20 protein-coding genes are annotated in these 21,824 nt (G+C 33.8%); 7 read left to right on the top strand and 13 right to left on the bottom strand.

The genetic code is table 11. The features are described 5' to 3' along the window. Nucleotides 1-22: 22 nt before the first annotated feature. Nucleotides 23-268, bottom strand: a complete 246-nt coding sequence (locus BN3004_RS04155) for a GlsB/YeaQ/YmgE family stress response membrane protein (RefSeq protein ID WP_082244078.1) — start codon at nucleotides 266-268, stop codon at nucleotides 23-25. A 115-nt stretch (nucleotides 269-383) separates the two neighbouring features. On the opposite strand from BN3004_RS04155, the gene BN3004_RS04150 reads away from it, so the two are divergent. The 6 genes from BN3004_RS04150 to BN3004_RS04125 all read left to right on the top strand — a co-directional run bounded on the left by BN3004_RS04150 (nucleotide 384) and on the right by BN3004_RS04125 (nucleotide 7,711). Beyond that, nucleotides 384-1,961 carry an ATP-binding cassette domain-containing protein gene (locus BN3004_RS04150; protein ID WP_058259972.1) on the top strand — a complete coding sequence of 526 codons (1,578 nt, stop codon included), beginning with the start codon at nucleotides 384-386 and terminating at the stop codon, nucleotides 1,959-1,961. Nucleotides 1,962-2,092: 131 nt separating this feature from the next. Continuing rightward, nucleotides 2,093-2,590 carry a GAF domain-containing protein gene (locus BN3004_RS04145; protein ID WP_058259971.1) on the top strand — a complete coding sequence of 166 codons (498 nt, stop codon included), beginning with the start codon at nucleotides 2,093-2,095 and terminating at the stop codon, nucleotides 2,588-2,590. 108 nt (nucleotides 2,591-2,698) lie between these two features. Next, nucleotides 2,699-3,814: an ABC transporter substrate-binding protein gene (locus BN3004_RS04140; protein ID WP_058259970.1), complete on the top strand. Its 1,116-nt coding sequence runs from the start codon at nucleotides 2,699-2,701 to the stop codon at nucleotides 3,812-3,814. Between the two features lie 95 nt (nucleotides 3,815-3,909). After that, on the top strand, nucleotides 3,910-5,574 hold the full coding sequence (locus BN3004_RS04135; RefSeq protein ID WP_082244077.1) for an ABC transporter permease: 1,665 nt from the start codon (nucleotides 3,910-3,912) through the stop codon (nucleotides 5,572-5,574). Further along, nucleotides 5,575-6,537, top strand: a complete 963-nt coding sequence (locus BN3004_RS04130; RefSeq protein WP_058259969.1) for an ABC transporter ATP-binding protein — start codon at nucleotides 5,575-5,577, stop codon at nucleotides 6,535-6,537. Further along, nucleotides 6,500-7,711 (top strand): glycosyltransferase family 4 protein, encoded by a 1,212-nt coding sequence (locus BN3004_RS04125; RefSeq protein ID WP_058259968.1) that lies wholly within the window; start codon nucleotides 6,500-6,502, stop codon nucleotides 7,709-7,711. The genes BN3004_RS04130 and BN3004_RS04125 overlap by 38 nt, the downstream gene beginning before the upstream one ends. A gap of 167 nt (nucleotides 7,712-7,878) precedes the next feature. Here the strand turns inward: BN3004_RS04125 and BN3004_RS04120 are convergent, their stop codons facing one another. The 11 genes from BN3004_RS04120 to BN3004_RS04075 form a co-directional block, all read right to left on the bottom strand. Next, nucleotides 7,879-9,045, bottom strand: a complete 1,167-nt coding sequence (locus BN3004_RS04120) for a Fic family protein (RefSeq protein ID WP_148344905.1) — start codon at nucleotides 9,043-9,045, stop codon at nucleotides 7,879-7,881. Nucleotides 9,046-9,288: 243 nt separating this feature from the next. Further along, nucleotides 9,289-10,092 carry an Mrp/NBP35 family ATP-binding protein gene (locus BN3004_RS04115; RefSeq protein WP_058259966.1) on the bottom strand — a complete coding sequence of 268 codons (804 nt, stop codon included), beginning with the start codon at nucleotides 10,090-10,092 and terminating at the stop codon, nucleotides 9,289-9,291. Between the two features lie 10 nt (nucleotides 10,093-10,102). After that, on the bottom strand, nucleotides 10,103-11,212 hold the full coding sequence (locus BN3004_RS04110; RefSeq protein WP_058259965.1) for a M20 metallopeptidase family protein: 1,110 nt from the start codon (nucleotides 11,210-11,212) through the stop codon (nucleotides 10,103-10,105). Continuing rightward, nucleotides 11,212-12,108 carry a DUF7916 family protein gene (locus BN3004_RS04105; protein WP_058259964.1) on the bottom strand — a complete coding sequence of 299 codons (897 nt, stop codon included), beginning with the start codon at nucleotides 12,106-12,108 and terminating at the stop codon, nucleotides 11,212-11,214. The genes BN3004_RS04110 and BN3004_RS04105 overlap by 1 nt, the downstream gene beginning before the upstream one ends. A gap of 77 nt (nucleotides 12,109-12,185) precedes the next feature. Next, nucleotides 12,186-12,467 carry an ATP-binding cassette domain-containing protein gene (locus BN3004_RS08530; protein WP_058259963.1) on the bottom strand — a complete coding sequence of 94 codons (282 nt, stop codon included), beginning with the start codon at nucleotides 12,465-12,467 and terminating at the stop codon, nucleotides 12,186-12,188. Nucleotides 12,468-12,729: 262 nt separating this feature from the next. Beyond that, entirely contained in the window at nucleotides 12,730-13,185 is a 456-nt protein-coding gene (tnpA, locus tag BN3004_RS04095) for an IS200/IS605 family transposase (RefSeq protein ID WP_058259962.1), read from the bottom strand. A 157-nt stretch (nucleotides 13,186-13,342) separates the two neighbouring features. Next, nucleotides 13,343-14,194 (bottom strand): IS3 family transposase, encoded by an 852-nt coding sequence (locus tag BN3004_RS04090; RefSeq protein WP_242854170.1) that lies wholly within the window; start codon nucleotides 14,192-14,194, stop codon nucleotides 13,343-13,345. Further along, the gene (locus BN3004_RS08525; RefSeq protein ID WP_242854169.1) at nucleotides 14,182-14,379 is read right to left on the bottom strand and encodes a hypothetical protein; all 198 of its coding nucleotides are present in this window, start codon (nucleotides 14,377-14,379) and stop codon (nucleotides 14,182-14,184) included. Before BN3004_RS08525 ends, BN3004_RS04090 begins: the two co-directional genes overlap by 13 nt. Nucleotides 14,380-14,416: 37 nt before the next feature. Further along, nucleotides 14,417-14,731 (bottom strand): helix-turn-helix domain-containing protein, encoded by a 315-nt coding sequence (locus BN3004_RS04085; protein ID WP_242854168.1) that lies wholly within the window; start codon nucleotides 14,729-14,731, stop codon nucleotides 14,417-14,419. 421 nt (nucleotides 14,732-15,152) lie between these two features. Next, a complete protein-coding gene (locus BN3004_RS04080) occupies nucleotides 15,153-16,748 on the bottom strand; it encodes an ATP-binding cassette domain-containing protein (protein ID WP_058259961.1) in 1,596 nt (531 codons plus the stop codon). Next, nucleotides 16,720-18,036: a radical SAM protein gene (locus tag BN3004_RS04075; RefSeq protein ID WP_058259960.1), complete on the bottom strand. Its 1,317-nt coding sequence runs from the start codon at nucleotides 18,034-18,036 to the stop codon at nucleotides 16,720-16,722. Before BN3004_RS04075 ends, BN3004_RS04080 begins: the two co-directional genes overlap by 29 nt. Before the next feature lie 394 nt (nucleotides 18,037-18,430). Between BN3004_RS04075 and BN3004_RS04070 the strand changes: the two genes are divergently transcribed. Continuing rightward, on the top strand, nucleotides 18,431-19,900 hold the full coding sequence (locus tag BN3004_RS04070) for an IS1182 family transposase (protein ID WP_058259270.1): 1,470 nt from the start codon (nucleotides 18,431-18,433) through the stop codon (nucleotides 19,898-19,900). Nucleotides 19,901-19,935: 35 nt separating this feature from the next. On the opposite strand, the gene BN3004_RS04065 is transcribed toward BN3004_RS04070, so the two are convergent. Continuing rightward, a complete protein-coding gene (locus BN3004_RS04065) occupies nucleotides 19,936-21,708 on the bottom strand; it encodes an ABC transporter ATP-binding protein (RefSeq protein ID WP_148344903.1) in 1,773 nt (590 codons plus the stop codon). Nucleotides 21,709-21,824: the final 116 nt, after the last annotated feature.

Below are 21,824 nucleotides of genomic sequence, written 5' to 3'. Positions count from 1 at the left end.
GTTTCTTCATCTAATTAAATATTTATCTTTTTCTTCCAAAAATCATATTAACTAACCAGATCAGTACAACTGCGCCGACAATACCAACTATGATGTCGTTGATCATGCCGCCCTTTGCTTCGAAGCCAGCAAGCTTCGCAATCCATTTGCCTATGCCGCCGCCTACGATACCAGCAAGAATGTTCTTGATCCAACCCATTTGTGCATCTGTTTTCATAATTAATGAAGCTATCCAACCAGATAAGGCTCCAACTATAATTGAGTACATAATATCTCCCCCTTTTTATATTATTACCCAAAATAAAAAAATATTAAAATAATATAAAAATTATATTGCAACCCCCCCCCATAAAATGATATAATATAACAAAGGAGTGATATCTATGAATCAAATTCTAAAAAAACATAGTTTTAAATATTTACTAACAATAATATTAAGTATTTTAACATCGTTTTTATTTTCTGTGTTTGCCATAAGACTCGGCAAAGTTATTGACGTAGTTGTTAATAAAAATAGCTCACTTAAAGATAAAATTTTATCTTGTATTCTTATTATTTTTCTATGGTTTGTTCTTTCTAGTATCTTTAGTTATGTTAAAAGTAAATACGCATCTGATGTAATAAAAGATCTAAAAATGCATCTATACAACTCAATAGGAAAGAAGGAAATATCAGACTATATGAGTGTATCCAATGAGTATTATTTGAATAATCTAACTAAAAACATTGATTTTTATAATGATAACTACTTAGGACCAAAGTGCGATATTGTTTCAAACATTATAAGTGCAATTGTAAGTGTAGGTACTATATTTTTTATTAATTGGAAACTTGGTCTTTCTTTTTTAGCAGTTACTTTAGTAACAATTATTTTATCACAGCTACCTGGTGTAATTATGGCAAAGAAAACTGTTAAGTTTTCAGAAAGAAATGCAGATAATCTAAAGCTTATAAATAATAATTTATCAGGATTTGAGCAAATAAAGCTACTTAATCTATTTAATATTTTTCAAAATATCTTCAAGAAAAAAGATAATGATTTTGAAAACGTAAGACTAGAGTACATGTTTGCCTCTCGTTTTGCAAATACTTTGGGAATATTTTTCAGCTTCTTTGCTCAACTTGCCTGTATGTCTATAGGCATCTGGTTTGTTTTACAAGGAAATTTAACAGTAGGTCTCTTAATATCTTCTATAAACTTATTGAATGGAGTTTTTAGTCCAGTTCAAGAATTTGCTCAAAACAAAAATCTAATGGGTACAGTTAAAGATATCGTTAAAAACTTTGAAGATATAATGGCTACAGATAATGAAGAAAGCCTTGACATAAAGCTAAACGATAATGTTAATAGCATAGCCATTAAAAACTTAAGCATGGATTTTAAAGATAAGCATATATTTGACAATTATAATGTTAATTTTGAAAGCAATAAAAAGTATGCTATAGTTGGCGAATCTGGTAGAGGTAAGTCAACACTAGTAAAACTAATTATGAAGTATTACCCATCCAGTTCATACAGTGGAGAAGTTTTAATAAACGAAACAAACATTAATAAGATTGATACAGAAAGTCTATTCAATAAAATTGCTTATATACAAAGAAATGATTTCTATGTGGATGGAACTATAAAAGATAATATTGAACTGTATAGAAACTTAAAAGTTCAACAAGGCTTATATGATCAACTAAAATTTACTGGAGACTTTCTAAATAAAAATATTGAAGATGGCAGCAGAAATTTAGTTTCAACTGGTGAAAAGCAAAGGATAGATATACTTAGATTTCTAGTAAAAGATTATGATGTCCTTATTTTTGATGAACCAACATCAAACTTAGACAGAGAAACAAGCAAAATCATTTTCGAATTAATATTCAAAATAAGTGGCAAGATAGTAATAGTTATAACTCATACAAGTGATGAGGAAACACTAAATAAATTTGACGAAGTTATTAGATTGTAAATCATCATATATTAGTAAAAAGTAAATGTAAGTACCCCCTTAATTCAAATATGGCGATAAGAGGGTATTTTAATGTAAAATTTAATTTACAAAATACTATATATATGATAATATTTTTATGAGGTGATTAAATGATTGACATAAGTAGAGCAAATAATTTAAGTAAAGAGGATAAATACAAGCTTGCCATCGAGATGATTAGGCGTCAATTTCAAGAGGAGACGAATTTTATAGCAAACCTTGCGAATACCGCTGCCATCATATATCACTTGATTGATGGCGTATCATGGTCGGGCTTTTACCTATATGACGGAACTAATCTTGTGCTTGGTCCCTTCCAAGGCAAACCCGCTTGCAATAGGATAATGCTTGGCAAAGGCGTCTGCGGCACTGCTTACTCAAGCAAAAAGACTATTGTTGTCGACGATGTTAATAGTTTTGCTAGCCACATCGCTTGTGACGCTATGAGCAAAAGTGAAATTGTCGTTCCTATATATAATATGACGCGCGGCGTTGGTGTATTGGATATCGACTCTTATGAATATAGTAATTTTGATGCCATTGACAAGGAATATTTAGAAAAAATTGTTGACTATATCGTAAAACATAGTGACACGTCACTTAGGTAAAAGCAGTATAAATATTTTCTATAGCAATAGCACTCAATATTTAATAAATCAATATATCTTGATTATTTGTAAAGTTTCTGTTACAATATCGTCTGGAGGGATAAAACTATGAAAAGAAAATTTTTAGTATTGTTATCAGTTTTAATCATGGCTTCACTAGTAATAGTTGGCTGCGGTAAAAAAGATGACAATGATGCAAAACCAGCTGAAGAAAACACTCAAACCGAAACAGCTGAAAACAACGAAGAAAACAAAGAAGAAGAAAATAAATATACACAAAACTTTGAAGGCAAAACTTTAAACGTAGTTGCTACAAGTGATTCTTATGTACCTTTATTTGATAAGTTCACTGAAAAAACTGGCGCTAAGGTAGAATTCTTATCTATGTCAAGTGGTGAAGTTATCTCAAGAACTAAGGCTGAAGGCAAGCCAATGGCTGATCTTTGGTTCGGAGGCGGACTTGACGCTTTCATGGCTGCTAGAGATGACGGTCTTCTAGAAAACTACACATCTGATGTAACTGCTACAGTTCCTGAAGAATACAAGGACAAAGACGGCGCGTACATCTCTAAGGGTATCACTGTTGTTGGCTTCATCGTTAACGATGCAATTCTAGAAGAAAAAGGCTTAGAAGCACCTAAGACTTGGAAGGACCTTGCTGATCCTAAGTACGAACACTTAGTTATCATGAGTAACCCTGCTATATCAGGTACTAACTATGCAGCTCTTAAGGGCTTACTAGACATCTACGGAGAAGAAGAAGGCTGGAAAATATTTGAAGGCATCAACAATAACATTGACTTCTACTCAAAGAGAGGTAAAGACCCACAAGAAAAAACTGTTCAAGGCGAATTCGCCATCGGTATAATTCCTGCTGACAAGAAAGCATTTGACGCAGCTAAGGACAATAACTTAACAGTTATCTATCCAGAAGACGGCGTATGCTGGGTACCAGAAGGAGTTGCTATATTCAAAGGTAGCGAAAACGTTGACGTTGCAAAAGCTTTCATCGACTTCATGTTAAGTGTAGACGCTCAAAAGATGATTGCTGAAATCGACGGAAAGGACTCTAACCAACTTATCGTTCCTGGTATTGAAGGCTTTGACCTAGGTTTACCAAAGGACAGACTAGTTAAGGAAGACCTATCAACATTTGGTTCAGACAGAGAAAGAATCTTAGACAAGTTTAACGAAATTTCAAAAGGTAAAACTGAAGACAAATAAGTTTAAATAATCTATAGTGTGATAGTTTTTACTGTCACACTATTTTTTTACATATTAGGCATATGGCCTAAAACATATCAGATATAGGAGTTTATATGAAAAAGATTAAATCATCTAAGTTAATAGACTACACAATTGCGGCTGTGCTCTCTGCACTAGTCGTAATCTTCATACTCATTCCATTCTTAACAGTTTTTAAAGAGAGTTTCTTTGTAGATGGTGCTTTTTCTTTAGAGCATTACCAAAAAATTCTCTCTAATAAAAAGCTCATTACAAATACATTTAAGATGGGTGTGCTTACTACACTAGTCGCAACATTTTCCTCATCTTTCGTAGCTATATTTTATTATCTATCGAGGAAAAAAGTAAAGACGCTCATTATACTTATACTTTCGATCACACTAATAAGCCCGCCTTTCGTCTCATCGCTTAGCTATATCACGCTCTTTGGCAGACGCGGGATAATAACATACAAACTCTTAGGCCTAAACATGAACCCTTATGGCATGTGGGGCATAGTCTTTATGCAGGCTCTATCGGATTTATCGCTAAACAGTCTTTTGCTCATAGGCTTTCTTCAAAGTCTTGACAAGAGCATAATTAACTCGGCAAGAAGCTTGGGCGCGAGCACTAATGACATAATCATCGATATAATTGTTCCAGCGATGAAAAATGGTATCAAGGCTGTCATGATGCTTAGCTTTTTTAGAAGTGTTTCAGACTTCGGTACGCCAGCCATAATCGGTGGTAACTACGAAGTGCTGGCTCTTGAAAGTTATTTCCAAGTCATTGCCAACGGTAATCTTGGCAGAGCGGCAGCCATGAACGTATTTATACTAGTACCAACACTAATCATATTTTTATTCTCATCAAAGGCAGTTAAATCAGGTACACTAGCAAGCGGCTCACCTAGTAAGGAAGAAGTCCCACTTAAGAGAAATGGCATTTTGTATTATTTAATCAGCGCTTTTGCAATATTTTTCATATTTTGGATAGTATCTTTATATGCGTCCATCATTTTAAATGCTTTTACTAAGATGCGTGTCGGCGAACTTGTATTTACTCTTGATAATTTTAAAAATACCAAGTTCTTTATAGGCGGCGTCGCACTTAGAAGTATTGCTTATAGTATAATCTCGGCCATTGGCGGCACTTTCATCGGACTTTTAATCGGCTATTACTTAATAATTAAACGCTATAAATATATGAAGGTCATTGACACCATAGCAAATCTACCATACATCATACCAGGAACTTTCTTTGGACTAGGTTATTTGCTATTCTTTAGATCTCCTCCTATAGCAATAACAGGAACTGCGGCGATAGTTGTCTTAAACGTTTTATTTAAGCAGCTACCATTCTCAACGAGGGCATCGAGCGCAGCTATGATGGACATTGACACGAATACACTTAACTCGATCAGAGACTTAGGCGGCTCATCTATAAACGAAATTACTGACGGGGTTTTGCCTCTTTCAAAAAATTCAATAATGATTTCGATGATAAATGCGTTCACAACGACGATGACAACTGTCGGAACAATCATTTTCCTTGTCTACCCTGGCAAGAAACTGATGACGCTCGTTATGTTTGACGTTATTCAAAGCGGGAAATATGGCGTCGGCTCTGTAATCGCCTTCTACATCATACTAATTTGCCTAGCTTTTAACGTCATTTTAAGGCTTTTGATGAGCAGAGATTTTAGAGAGAATATTAAAAATAAATTTACAAAGATATTTGCAAGAAAGGATGTGAAGTAAATGTTTTTAGAAGTTAAAAATATTTCAAAAAAATATGAGGACAAATACGCGATAAAGGACGTGAGCTTCTCTTTGGAAAAAGGCAAGTTCCTATGCCTACTTGGACCATCTGGTTCGGGTAAGTCAACTATACTTCACTCAATTGGGGGCTTTATCAAACATGAGGGAGAGATAATCCTTGACGGCAAAAGCATTAAGAATCTTTCACCTGAAGACAGGGACGTTTCGACCGTTTTTCAAAGCTTTGGCCTCTTCCCTCACATGAATGTTTTGAAAAACGTTATGTATGGCCTTAAATTTAAGGAAAAAGATAAATCAAAGAAAGAAAAAGAAGCTGAGGCGAGAGAAGTTTTACGCATCGTCGGACTAAATGGCTACGAAAAAAGGTATCCATCGGAGCTATCAGGCGGCGAAAAGCAGCGTGTTGCTCTCGCAAGAAGCCTTGTAGTTAGGCCAAAGATCTTGCTTATGGATGAGCCACTGAGCGCGCTTGACGCAAAACTTCGCAGTGAGATGCAATTTGAGATAAGAAGGATACAAAGAGAGTTTAACATAACAACCATATTCGTAACGCACGATCAAAAGGAAGCCTTTGTCATGGCGGATGAGATAATCATCATAAATCACGGCGAACTTGTTGCCAAAGGCGCTCCGCAAGATATTTACAATCATCCGAAAAATGAATTCACTCTTGACTTTATCGGCAATAAAAACATTATCAAGGATAAATATGTAAGGCCAGAAAAAATTCGCCCTGATGCAAATGGCGAAGAATTTGTAATTAAGGACATAACTTTTAATGGCGAGACCATTGAACTGGATATAGAAAATGATGAGCATAAGCTAGAAATGCTAATTTTAAACGACGACGTCAATTATCAAATTGGCGAGAAAATTAAGGTTAAATATGAAATGGAGGACATAGATGAGAGTACTACACGTCTTGACACAGCTTCCCGCTAAAACTGGTAGCGGCGTTTACTTTGCAAATTTAATATCTGCTTTCAAGGCGGCAGGCGTAGAGAATGCTGCCATATACGGCGCTGAAGAAAAACACAGAGACTTGATAAATGTAGACGCGGATCAGGCATATGAAGTTTTATATGACACGGATGAAGTGCCTTTCCACATCTGCGGTATGAGTGACATCATGCCATACGAGTCGACTATATATAGCGAAATGAGTGAAGATATGATAGATACAATGCTTGACGCCTTTCGCAAGAGACTTATTAAAGTGAAAAATGATTTTAAACCAGACTTAGTTATCGCTCATCACCTAATGTTTTTGACGGACCTTGTTCGTGAAATTTTTGACGATGTGAAAGTCGTTGGCATCAGCCACGGTACTGACATAAGGCAAATCAAGCAGCACGAGCGCTTCCTAAAGAGGCTCACTCACCTTAAAGACCTTGATCAAGTACTCACTGTAACTCCAGCTGAGCACGAGCAAATAATGGAGCTGCTTGGCATATCTAAGCAAAAAATTCACTTGGTTGGCGGCGCTTATAACGACAAAGTCTTCTACCCTAGTGAAAATCATGAAGATGATGGCAAAATCAGACTTATGTACGCTGGGAAGATAGTTGAGTCAAAAGGCATTTTTGCTCTAGCAGCGACTTTGCCATATCTAGAGAAAAATCACGCCAATGTCGAGCTGCACATCATAGGAAATGCATCAGATGAAGATAAAGAAAAGATGATGATGGAGGCGAACTACTCCAAAAATTTATTTATACGAGACGCCGAGAACCAAATGCTTATGGCGGAAGACCTAAGACGCTCAGATATATTCATCTTGCCGTCATACTTCGAAGCCCTTGGTTTAGTTGCGATAGAGGCACTTGCCTGCCACAAATTAGTAGTCGCTTCGGAGATAGATGGGTTAAGACAATTGCTTGGTGAAAAACTTGTAAATAGCGGAATAATAGAGTTTACAAAGCTTCCTCGTATACGCGACGTTGATAAGCCATATACAGAGGACATACATGCCTATGTCGAGAGACTTGTGGCAAATATAGAAAAGCAAATAAATAGACTAGATGAGAATTTATTTACAGAAGAAATTTCAAAGGATTTAGAAGAATATTCATGGGCAAACCTTGGCAAAAGAATTCTTGGAATAATTGCGCCTTAAGCTTGCTATGTTCACTCACTCATTGCGAAGTACTCTAGTACTACTCACTCGCTCGTTTACTACGCTTCGCTTAATCCATCAATTATTCTTACAGAATTCAGAATTCTAAGTATAATTAAATAATTACTCACAGATAAAAACGCCTCACAATCGAGGCGTTTTCTCATCTATAAAATTATCTCTGTTCCTTCTCTTAATACAGCTAAGTAAGCTTCATACGAAAAAACTTTATTTCTTTCTTGATCATTATCTTGCTTAAGTATATCTAGGTCCATAAGCACGTCAACTGCAGATTTTACTGTGTTGTATGCAAGTTCAAGCTCTTCTGCTGCGCCTTTTATATCAATTATAGGTTTTGCTAAGAGATGTCTATATAGCTTCATTATATTTATCTTTCTTCTATCACTTATATCTAGGCTATTTATTTTATCTTCATCAGAATTTTTAAGCTCAATAAGCTTGTCGGCGCTCTCTATCGCTGATTTTGATGAGATATATACACCGCGCACAAAGAATTTAATCCATTGCTCATAATTGCCGCTATCTCGAACCGCCGTCATTCTATCGTAATACTCAATTCTATGCTCCTTTAAATAATATGATAGATACAAGGCTGGCGTCTTGATAGTGTCTTTATATAGTAGATACAAAACTATAAGTAGCCTGCCTATCCTGCCATTGCCATCTAAAAACGGATGTATGCTCTCAAACTGATAATGCACAAGAGCCGCGTTTATCAGCGCATCGTATGGACTATCGTCATTAATAAACTTTTCTAAATCTGATAGAGCCTCTTTCATATCATCAATATTTGGCGGTATATACCTCGCCGTAGTGATATTTGAGTTCTTTGAGCCAATCCAATTTTGACTGCGTCTAAACTCGCCCGAATTTTTCTCATTGCCTCTTACGCCTGAAAGCAAAATTTCGTGCGTCTCCAAAAGCAGTCTATTGCATAGCGGCAAAGTATTTAATCTATCTATAGCATAGTGCGCCGCCTTTACATAGTTAACTACCTCTTCGACGTCTTCGTTTATGCTCTCATCGCGATTCACTTCAAAGATGTCCTCAAGCGTTGCCTGTGTGCCTTCTATTTGCGATGAGAGAAGCGCTTCCTTCTTCACATACATAGATATAAATAAATTCATATCAGGGATTTTCTCTGCCCTATCATCCAAAATGGCAAGCATCTTGTGTGCATCTATTATTAAATTGTTAAGCTCGTTGTCAATTGCAATAGCAGGTTCTGGTGGCAGTGGACTTGGTCTGAATGAATAGTACTCACTAGCTCCAGAAAGATTTTTTATTAACTTACCCGCTCTTTCTTTACTCATATGATCAGCTCCAATTTGAAATAGTGATTACATTATACACTTCTTATTTCAAAAAGTCAATAGTTTCTGAAATAAGAATCATATTTTTGCTTCATTATTTCAAATAATCGATAGTTTCTGAAATAAGAATTCATTTTCCGCTTTCTTATTTCAAATAAAAACAGAGTACGAAAATCATACTCTGCTATGTGTTTTAATAAAACTTTCTTTATAAATTTTTATATAAATATTTTTTCGAATAAATTATTCTTCTAGCGCTTTTACTATGCCGTCCAAATCTTTTTCTTCTATCAAATCTGCTTGACCTGAGTCAACTAGTCTTGTGTTTTCTGGCTTTAATGCTAGTGCCGCATAATCTTTCACGCCAAATTTTTCAGCTAGTGCCTCTGCCTTTGGCTCACCAAAGATGTAGTGCTTCTTATTGCACTCGTCACATATAAAGTATGCCATGTTCTCAACTAGGCCATATACCTTGATGTGCATTAACCCAGCCATCTTAAAGGCTTTTTGAACTATCATATCAACAAGCTCTTGGCTCGATGTAACTATGACTAGTCCGTTTAATGGATACAATTGATATATACTTAGCTGTATATCTGATGTTCCTGGCGGCATATCAACTAAAAGATAATCAAGTTCGCCCCAGTTAACGTTTTGATAGAATTGTCTCAAGGCACCCATTAGCATAGGTCCCCTCCAAACGAGTGGATCTGTTTCGTGCTCCATAAGTAAGTTCATTGAAACAACTTTAACGCCATTAGCCGCTTCAGCTGGCTCGATGTTCACGCCATCTTCTGAAGTAATCATGCCATGAAGACCGTAAGATGCTGGTATTGACGGTCCTGTAAGGTCCGCGTCAAGTATACCGACCTTGTAGCCTTTTTTTGCCAAAGCGTTTGCAAGTAGCGTTGTTACGTAGCTTTTGCCAACGCCGCCCTTCGCGCTCACGACGCCTATCACCTTATTTATCTTTGATTTATCATTCGCTTGTAGCTTTTCAAACGCGCACTTGTCTTTGCACGCCTTGCAATCGTTGTCACAGCTCATCTAATCCCTCCTAAAGTCTATATGCTATAGATAAAAACGCCTTCACGCCATTCTCTATAGACTCATCATTAAATTCATACGCTTCATCGTGAATGTCCTTGTGATCCTCGCCCACGCCAAGTAGGAAGAATAATTCTCTCGCCTTGCGCCTGTAGTAGCCGAAGTCCTCACTGCTTCTGATTATCTCTTTTCTCTCTTCGAATGGAAGTCCATCCATTGCTATGGCTTTCGTAAAGGCATCATAAAACTCTTCATCGTTCACGACCGATAGAAATTCATCCGTACTATTTAATTCTACCACAAAACCCATCTCTTCTAAAGCCTTTTTATATTTATTTTCAAAAATATTTTTAAGTCTTGCCAAATCATCGTCATTATATGCTCTCAAGGTTAAATCCAACTCCAAATTTGCTGGCGACACGCCAAAATTTTCTCCGCCAAGCTTTACGCCAACAACAGTAATGAAAATGTTATCAGAAAATTTTTCGCCTTGAAGAGTAAAATCTTTGTAAGCGTCTTTTTTAATAAATGGCTCTATATCTTTGATAATCTCGCTGCAAGCGTATATCGGGTTTAGTGAATTTTCTGGTATGGACGCGTGCGACTGCCTTCCCACTATATTTACTTTTAAGCCAAATGACGATAAAAACAATAATCCCTTCTTTGTAGATATAGTTCCTGTCTTGATTCCAGCGTAATTATGAAGACCGTAAGCCTCAGTAATTTTGTATTTATCAAAAATTTCAAGAGCATCAAGCGCTCCGTAACCAGTCTCTTCAGCCGCTTGAAATAAAAAATATACGTTCTTATCAAGCTTAGATGCATCCATTGAAAGTATAGTGCCAAGCATTATCGCCATGTGCCCATCGTGACCGCAGCCGTGAAAGCGTGTCTTTTTGCTATTTACAATGCTATCCATGTCACAGCGCAAAACTATTGACTTTTTGTCCTCGCCCTTAAAATATCTATATAGTAAATAAGATTTGTCCTCAAGAAGCTCAAGGCCATTAACACCATTCAAAACATTTTTGATAAAAGCCCTAGTCTTATCCTCTTTAAAAGCCTCCTCGGGCATCTTGTGAAGCTCTTTTCTAAAACGAATAAACTTTTCTATATCCATTATCTATTTATAGACGCAGCCATAAGCTTAAATGTGTGTCTATCTCCTCTTAAAGTTCTTGAAAGTTCAAAAATATTCTCGCAAATGGCAAGGCCACCATAACCAGAGTCGCCTATATGCTGAATGTCAGCGCCTAAAATTTTATTTCTAAGCGCTATGTCCCTAATGACTTCCTTGGGCGAACTTTCTTGCGAAGTGCCGATGGTAGTCATCACAAGAGCACCGTTTTTGTGAGCAAGCTCTACGATAGCTTTTACATCTTCATCGAAAACACCTGGACATGTGCCAACAGCTGGGACAGAAAGAACATCTGCACCAGAAACTAGGAAACCTTCATATACATCTTTATCTATTATTTTTTCGTCAACGCCCGATGAATGCATCTTGCCAGCAAAGATAAGTCCGTGGAAATATTTTTTCGCAAGCTTTATCGACTCGTTAATGCCTTCGTTGTCAACGCCAGTACCAGGGTTTCCAGTAAACATAACGAAGTCGAAGCCCATCTCGTCAAGCTTTTTAATATTTTCTTCGCTCGCCTTTCTTCCCTCGCTAATCACTTTCTTTTCACTAAACATATTCTTGTCTTGAACTGGTTCCAGATTTAAACCGATAGGTCTCTTGACAAGATTTTTTAGCTTTTTAATAATGTCGTCACCACTATAATCAAGGCCCTTGATTTTCTTTTCATTCACATCAAAAAAGTTAAGCAGAATTAAGTCAGCGCCAAAAGCCTTAGCAAGCTCAGACGATGTCACACCATAAGTTGCAGGCTCTTGAACCACAACATTCTCCGACAAAACAATCCTTGCTTCACAAGACTTAATCGACTGTTTCAATTCATCTTTATTTAAATTAATGATCTCGTCACCACTAAGATCAAAAAATCTCTTTAGCATATAATCACCTCTTTTATATATGTACCCATTAAGATATAAAAATAGGTGAAGATTTCTCTCCACCTATAATTAATTTATTAAGCTACAACTTTTCTTTCTAAATATATAGTCTCTACATTATTTAATTTATTCATAATGTCTTTATCATGTGTAATCATTATAATTATCTTTCCTTTATCATGTAGATCAGATATAAGCCTTGCAATTGCTTCTTTATTCTCAAGGTCTAAGAAATTTGTTGGCTCGTCGATTATATACACGCTCTTATCTGTTAGCAGTGATAGATCAAATTGAGCCTTCTTTCTTTGTCCTGACGACATCTTAGCTTTGTCCTCAAGCACTCCAAACTTTGATATCAAGTAATCTGCTGGTATATAAACTATGTCTGAGTATGAAAGGTCTTTTAGTTCTTCACCGTTAATATATATCTTGCCTTTGTATCTCTTATTATAATTAAGTATTGCCTCGACTATAGTTGTTTTGCCCTAAAATGTCAAGTAATTGATAATAATAAATATCCTCCGGCCTAGCCGGGGGTTTTTCTCATGCGGCCCAAAGGGCCTGTATTACTAGCCGCGCCTCAAGGACGTTGGTTAATCTGTCACTTGCAAATTATACTAGCTACCCTTTAAAAGGGTCTATTGTATCAAATGTCAGCTGTTCACTAAGCTGGTCTTGTTTCAATTGATTTTGTATATATTCTTGTATGATTTTTGTATTTTTTCCTGCTGTATCTACATAATAGCCTCGACACCAAAATTGACGTCCTCTGTATTTATATTTTAAATTGCCCCATTTTTCATAAATCATTATACTGCTTTTTCCTTTCAAAAATCCCATGAAACTTGATATAGCTAATTTTGGTGGTATTTCTACCAACATGTGTACATGATCCGGGCAAACTTCTGCCTCTATTATGTTTACTTCTTTCCAACTACACAATTCTCTTAAAATTTGTCCTATTTCAAGTCTTTTTCCGCCATAAAATTCTTTCCTTCTATATTTAGGAGCAAACACTATGTAATATTTGCAATTCCATTTTGTATGTGATAAACTATGTGTGTCATTCAATGACATTTTTAATTCCTCCCTTTTTTGATTTTTATATTGCAATTGACAGATTACAATTATATTATATCAAACAGGGAGGTTTTTTGTTTGTTTATCACCGCTAAAGCTAAACTGAACCCCCAGTCTAACTGATGTGTACCCAGAAAACTGGACACATTAATATTTAGTTTACATTCATGGATGCTAACCTATACAAAGTAGGTGGCATCCATTTTGTTTTCTTCTGAATCCTTTCGTTATTATAGTAGTATATATATTCATCAATTGCTTTTGAAAACTCTTCAAATGTTTTAAACTCTCTTTCACATCCATAATACATCTCTGTTTTTAGTCTTCCAAAGAATGTTTCCATTATGCAGTTATCGTAGCAGTTTCCTTTTCTTGACATTGACTGAGTTATTTTATGTTTTTCTAATTCTTTGATGTAGTAGCTGTTTTGATATTGCCAGCCTTGGTCTGAGTGCATGATTAAGCCTTCTACGCATGGAAACTTTTCAAATGCTCTATTAAGCATTCTTGATACTTGCTCTAGGTTTGGGTGTAAAGATAAGTCGTATGAGATGATTTCGTTTGTGTACATATCTAATATTGGCGATAGGTAGCATTTACCCCACGAGAAGTTAAATTGAGATACATCTGTAGTCCACTTAGCACATGGCTTTGTTGATGTGAAGTCTCTGTTTATGATGTTATCAGCTACTTTACCAACTTTACCCATATATGAATGATACTTTTCTTTTGGTCTCTTACCTAGAAGCTGCATATTGTGCATAAGTCTTTGAACTCTTTTGTGGTTAACTATATATCCTTTACTTAAAAGTGCTTGATGCACTCTTCTTACTCCGTATCTACCTTTGTTTGAGGTAAATATTTCTTGTATCTTTTCTTTGATTTCTTTGTTTCTTAGATCAACTTGGTCAACTTTACTTAATTCGTAGTAGTATGTTGATTTAGGTAGGTTCATAGCACTTAAAAGGTCTTTTAGTATGTGGCCTTCATTTCTTAATTCTCTGATGACTGCTGCTTTTTCGCCTTGAGATATGCAGCATATTTTTCCCTTCTCAAGGCGTCTAATTTTTTTTCGACTGCTCGCTCTGTTTTTAAATATCTGACTTCTTCTCTTAAACGAATAAGTTCTTCTCGTTCGGATTCGTTAAGTGGCTTTGGCTCTATATTAGTGTTTTCATCCTTATCATTCATTTTAGATGGTCTTCCTCTCTTCTTAATTTCAAGAGAATTATACCCAAAATTTTTTATATTTATTAACCCAATTGTAAAGTTGACCACTTGAAATGCCAGCCTCTATAGCTACAGACTTATATGAATTTCCTACTAATACTTTTGATATCCATTTAAATTTTTCTTCTGCAGTCCACTTTTTATCCTGCTCTTTGTGTTTTAGTATCTCTTCTCCATGAAAGTCTACAAGTCTGACCCAATACCTAATTTTTTTCCTGAAAGCTTCTTGTGTAACTCCTTCTGGTGGTTCCATCCACTTTCCTTGTTTGTATAGTTCTACGCATTCTTTTTTGAATTCATAACTATATCGCATAAAAATACCCTCCTTACTGGTTTGTCCAGTAAAGAGGGTACATATCACTAACTGGGGGTTTTCTAATACAAAAACAGGCATATTTTTTAAAATATGCCTGCTTTGTCATCAGCCTGAGACTTTTAATAATAAGTCTTTCAAATGTCTGACATAAAGTCTTATAATATGGTACAGAATTTTTAAAATGTGTCTTCTTTAAAATTTTATTTATTAAAGGGACATGCACTATTTGCCTAATCTAAAATACTATATAATGCATTAAATTTTTTAATTTAATACATTATATAGTATATTTTATTAAATTATTTAACCTCTGCCGCCACAACAAGAATCTTTGCTCGTAGAACCTCCTTTCATAATTATACTTACATTCTTGTTTCCGTGTCTAATAACTTTCATTGCATTCACCTCCTTAACTAATCTATTTAATTCTAATCAATTTTTTGTTCTTTATCTCATAGACTTTATCAGCAATTTTTTCTATGCTCTCATTGTGTGATACTAAAATTACTGTTTTATCTTTTGTAAAATCTTTGATGCAATCTATAACTAAGTCTGAATTATTTTTATCTATATAATTAAGCGGCTCATCAAAGATAAATACTTCTCCTGTGCTTTGAAATGCTCTTTCAAGCTCAATAAGTTTCTTCTCTCCACCAGATAGATTGTTCATGCTTGATGCAAGAACTGTATCTAAGCTAAGATTATTTTTCCCTAAGGCTTTAATTATTTTTGTATCTTTATCAATACTTTTATTTGAAAACATATTGATATTTTCTTCTATAGTTCCGTAGAATATATCTGCCTTGTCTGGTACTAGTCTTATCATCTTGTTTAATAGATTTGATTCTTTATTTACCTCGCTGCCATTTAAAAGTATTTCTCCACTATAATCAGTCTCAAGGCCTGATATAGTTCTTAGAAGGCTTGTCTTACCTGAACCATTGCTTCCCTTTATCAGTATCTTCTCACCCTTTTTTATCTCTAAATTAATCTTATCTAAAATAAGTTCATTGTATTCGATGGATAAATCTTTTAGCTCTAGGCTTTCAAAATCTTTTGCATCCTCGTCTATAAATTTACTCTCAAAGTTAAGAATGCTCTCTAACCTTCCTTTGTGCATTTCATATAAGGACTTCTCTCTTGGATATGACATGTAAAACTCAATTGGATTCCATAGCTTTGATACGTATTGACTAAATAAGATCAAAGTTCCTATGCTGACTGAGCCTTTAAAAACTAAAAAGCCACCGAAGATGTATATGATTAGGTCAAGTATATTTAAAAGGCCATTTGACATAAAATAGTCATAAACTATATCAATCTTTAGTCTTTCAAAAACTTTTTCGAGATATTTATCCAAACCCGCTTCATTTTTTATAATTGTATCTTCACTTGAATTAAAGGCTTTTATCGTGTAATTATAATTATAAAACTCTTCGATATTACTATTAAGCTTTTCATTTGCTTCTTCTATACCCTTGTTAACTACAGCTTCTTTCTCGCTCATCTTGTTTTGTATGAAGTAAAATATTGGTAGTATTATAAGTATAGATGCGCTCAGATAAATATTTTCTCTAAGCATAAGTATTATAATTAAAACTAAATATATCGCTTTAACTATTCTCTTGTATGGTATTTCAAGTATAAAGCTTCTGATGCCTTCAAGGTCTGAATTGAAAAGCTGTATAATAGATCCTAAAGATTTGTTCTTTAAATTGTTTAAACTTTCAAAGCCAAGGTACTTATAAAATTTACTCCTAAGCCATCTTAATTCCTTCTCTTCATAATAAATCATAAAGTAATACGAAAGTGCTAGTGTGCAAATGAAAGCTAATATCAGAATTGCAAATATTATTGCATTAAGTTTGAATAAAGCATAATTTTTATCGCTCACTGCATCGACTATCCTTTTTATAAATATTGGCAGCACTAGTGATATGAGCATATTTATGCTTTGAAATATGTAATATAAATATTTAATAAGTTTATTTTGATTTTCTACACTCGTTTTCATATTTTTTCCTCATGAGTCTTTTGTTCAATTCCAAAAGTTCATCTTTTCTACAAAAAACCTTATAAACGTCATTATATTTAATTAAACTATCAAATCTACAATCTGTATGACAATAAGGTATAAGTGGACAATTTTTTTCAAAACATTTATCATATAATTTATATTTAAGCATACTATAATTATTAAAACAATTTTTATTATTTCTCCAATTATCAACAATTCCTTTGTCCCTGCCTACCATGCTCAGGCACTTGTGCAAAAATCCATCAGGCGATATAATATAACTATGTTTCAACTTGCTTGTGCAAAGCGAACCATAAACAAATTTATCACTTACATTTAAACCAAGCGACGTCGCAATTGAATACAATTCATAATGACAATTAATCTGTTCTTTTGTATTGAATTGCTCTTTTTTCATGTATTCGTGAGCATTGCTATTAACCGTTTGTGTTATATAGCCTAAAGAAATATTTAATTTTTTTCTGTAATCTTTATTTGATAAATATTTCAAAAACAAAGGAACTTGATCGTAATTAGATTTATCATAATTAATTCTTAAATCAATTTTATCCAATATATCATTTTTCATAATATACTCTATGTTTTGTATTATCCTATCAAAAGTTCCAGCGCCATTTTTTAACATTCGCCTTGAATCATGTACTTCTTTTATGCCGTCCAATGTTACCTGAAACCTGTACCAATCAAAGAATTTTAAAAACTCTATTTTCTCTGAAGTTAACTCGTAGCCATTGCTGACAATAGACGTCATTAATTTTACATTGTTATTATTACATATATGTTGTAAATAATTCATCATAAATGGAACAATTTTCCAATTCATAGTAGGCTCTCCGCCGTGAATGATTAATTTTAAATTGCGTATGTTTACATATTTCTTTAAGTATAAATTTATTTCTTCACCTATTATCTTTATGTCATTTACTGATAAAAAGTGTTGCCTTTCAATCCCATCTTGATAACAATATGAACATTTAAAATTACATGCGGTAGTCGGTAAAATATGTAAAATAAAATTATAATCGTTATTAATCTCAGTTTTTAAATTATCAATAAATATCTCTTTTTCATCTAAATTGTCATCTACTAAAAAACCTTCATTAACTAAAACTTTTAAATTTTCATTTGATGTGTTATTTTTAATACTTTCTTCAACATCTTCTTTTTCTTCTTCACTAAGTTCGATTAATGCCTCATTAAATGTGTTTAAAAGTAATATAGAATTATATTTATAATCTTCAATTTTAAAAATAGTCCATTTCATAGGAATCCCTCCATTCAATAAATAGTAACTTTGATTACATTATATAACTATAAATAAAAAGTGTCAATACATTTTATAATGTTTTTAATCTTATTATAGTAATAAAAATAGGAAGATTGTATAATAAAGTTAGCACCAAAAATACAACTACACGGAGCTACACATGACTCATATAAATTATACCCAGGACAAAGGCAGTGTTTTTGAGTAAATAGTTTTCTTAAATATAAAAACACAAAAGCGAAGATAAAAAAGCCTAAGGAAATATATTTCCTTAGGCTACAGACTGTTGACAAAGTAGGCGTATTTTTATAAAAATACGCCTACTTTTTTACTTGAAAACCTCTTAAAATACACATCTATTGGGTATATATAATACATAGAAGGTGATAAAATGTTACATAAAAATAGTAAATCAAAAACAGATCAAGCACAAATAATTTCAGTTGAAGAATTAGTTCCACAAGAACACATACTAAGAAAGATCAATAAGTATATAGACTTTGACTTTATCTATGATTTAGTAGAAGATAAATACTCATTAGATAACGGAAGACCAAGCATAGATCCAGTAGTGCTAATGAAGATAATATTCATACAATACCTATTCAACATAAGAAGCATAAGGCAAACAATAAAAGAGATAGAAGTAAACATTGCATACAGATGGTTTTTAGGATATGACTTCTACGACAAGATTCCACACTTTACAACATTCAGCCAAAACTATAGAAGAAGATTCAAAGATACAGACATATTTGAAAACATCTTCCAAAACATATTAAACCAAGCACTAGAACAAGGTTTTGTGGATGAGAAGATTCAATTCGTAGACTCAACACATGTTAAAGCACATGCAAACAGACATAAAAACAAAAAAGTAACAATAGAGAAAAAAGCAAGAAGATATCAAGCACAGCTAGACAAAGAAATAGCACAAGAAAGAGAAGAAAACGGAAAAAAGCCCTTAAAAGAGAAAGAAGATAAAGAGAGGCAAACGATAGTTCAGTCAACAACAGATCCAGAAAGCGGCCTCTTTCACAAAGGAGAACATAAAGAAGTATTCGCCTATTGCGTAGAAACATCATGCGATAAAAACGGCTGGATACTAGCATACAAATCATTTCCAGGAAATTTACATGACAGCACAACATTTTTACCATTCTATGAAGAAAAACTAAAAAAGATGAAACCCCAAAAGATAGTTATGGATGCAGGTTACAAAATACCAGCCATAGCAAAAACATTAATAGACGATAAAATACTCCCAGTATTTCCATATACAAGACAAAAGAGAAACTTACAAATAGAAAATCCATACTACAAAAGAGACTACATATACGACGAATATTATGACTGCTACATATGTCCACAAGGAAAACTTTTAAATTACAAAACTACAGATAGAGAAGGATACAGACAGTATAAAAGTGATATAAACGACTGCAAGAACTGTCCTAACATAGATAGATGCACACATAGTAAAAACAAACAAAAAGTAATAACAAGACATATATGGCAAGACTACCTTGACATAACAGAAGAATATAGATATACAAATCAAGGCAAGAAAGAATACGCAAGAAGAAAAGAAACAATAGAAAGACAATTTGGAAGCGCAAAAGAGTATCATAGTTTTAGATATACAAACATGAAGGGCAAAGCTAAGATGGATATGAAAGCTGCGCTTACTTTTGCATGCTTAAATATGAAAAAACTAGCACTAATGATGTATAGGATGGATCCAAATAAGGAGGTATTTACTCGTTTATTTGCAAAAATACATAAAAAATTTGATTTTTTACTAAATTTAATAAAAATAAGCAAACCCAGGAAAAAATTCCTGGGTTTGTCTTCACTCTGAAGCCTAAGGAAATATATTTCCTTAGGCTAAATTAATTACTCTTTATAATACAAAGATGACTGCATCTCATAAAGCTCTCTGTAATATGCGTCACTCTTCATCAAGGTCTCATGGTTATCAAAGGCTTCAACTCGTCCATCTTTCAAAACAAGTATTCTATCCGCTTGTCTCACACTTGCTAGTCTATGTGTAATAAAAAATACAGTTTTCCCTTCTGTTAGCTCTAAAAACTTTTGAAATATCTCGTACTCGATTCTTGCATCAAGTGCAGATGTCGGCTCATCTAAGATAAGTATGGGCACCCCTGAATAAAAAGCTCTTGCTAAAGCAAGTCTTTGCCACTGTCCACCAGATATGTCTGTGCTGTCCTCAAACCTTTGTCCAAGCACCCTATCTAAATTAGCTGTAAAATCTTTATCAAAGCCACTTTTCTTAAGAGCAAGCTCAATCTCATCATCACTTTCTTTTTTATTTAGATCAGATATCACAATATTTTCTCTTATACTTAGATCAAATTTCGCAAAATCTTGAAATATGGCTGCTATCTTCTCTCTATACGCTTCATAACTATAATTACTTATAGGCACTCCATTGATTAAGATATCGCCATCATCAAGTTTATAAAATCTTGATAATAATTTTACCAAAGTAGTTTTACCGGCACCATTCTCACCAACTATGGCAATTTTTTCACCTTTATTTATACTAAAACTAATGTTATTAAGTGCTTTTTTATCGCCATTGGGATAAGTAAAGCTAATATTTTTAAACTCAATGCTATCTATATCGTCTGGCATTTCAAGATTGCCACACTCAACATCAGTTTTTATTTCATTAAACTTAAAAAACTTCTCCATATATAACAAAGTGTCATAAAGAAGTGACGAATCTTCAATCAACCTTGACATACTGTTCATCGCATAAACTACACTTGATGCAAAAAGCATTATGGCTCCAAGCCCAAGGCTACCTTTTCTAATCGAGTAGATTATATAGATAAATGTTCCAACGCTAATCAAAGCTGTTACTATCAAAAAGAAAAGAGAATTTCTAAATTTTTTCTTTCTTTCCTTGTTAACGCCCATCTTAATCTTATTAAAAGAAGCTGTATATTTATCCATAAAAAATTTATATAGATTATAAAGTCTAACCTCTTTTATAGATTTTGAAGATAGCAAAGTTTGACTATAGTACTCTAGCTTTCTTGACTCTTCACTGTTAGAAACTAGCGTTTCAAAGGCTTGTGCTTGTAATGAATATGCTATGATGGCTTGTGGCACTAATACAAATAGCATAGCCAAAGCTATGAGCGCGTGAAAGCTAGCGAATATAAATAACATTGATACAAAGAGTATCGCATTAGAAATGATACTCGTTCCAAAAACCAATAAATTTACAGGTCTCCAACTCGATTCAGAGCTTAGAATTTCAATGTCATTATAAAAATTATGATCTTCATAATAATCAATGGTCTCTATCTCTTCTGACTTTTTCATTATGTCATAGTTAAGCTTGAATGTTAAATCATCTGTTAGCTTGCCTTGTACCAATGTTACTAGTGGAGCAAAAACGTTATTCAAAAGAAAACTAAGTCCCCATGCAGCAAGAACGATGTATAAAATTTTATTACTTAAACTGTAGACATTGTCAATCAAATAATTTGCAATATACAAAGTTATCGATGGCAGCAAAGCTTGTAAAGGAATCACTAAAAGCAGTACGAAGACATTGCTTTTAGACGCACGCCAAAGATACTTGAAGCTTTTAAAGTATAAACTCAAGTAATTTTTCACATTATATTTTTTCAATTGTTTCACCTCATGATATAATTATATTATTTTCTTACATCATGTAAAATTACCCTCATCGTAATACCTCCTGTGAAATTTGTAAAATTTTATTTACATATTAATTATACTACTTA

The organism is Fenollaria timonensis (assembly GCF_001457835.1).
Classification (GTDB): Bacteria; Bacillota; Clostridia; order Tissierellales; family Peptoniphilaceae; genus Fenollaria; species Fenollaria timonensis.
This window is presented reverse-complemented; position numbering and strand designations above follow the sequence as displayed.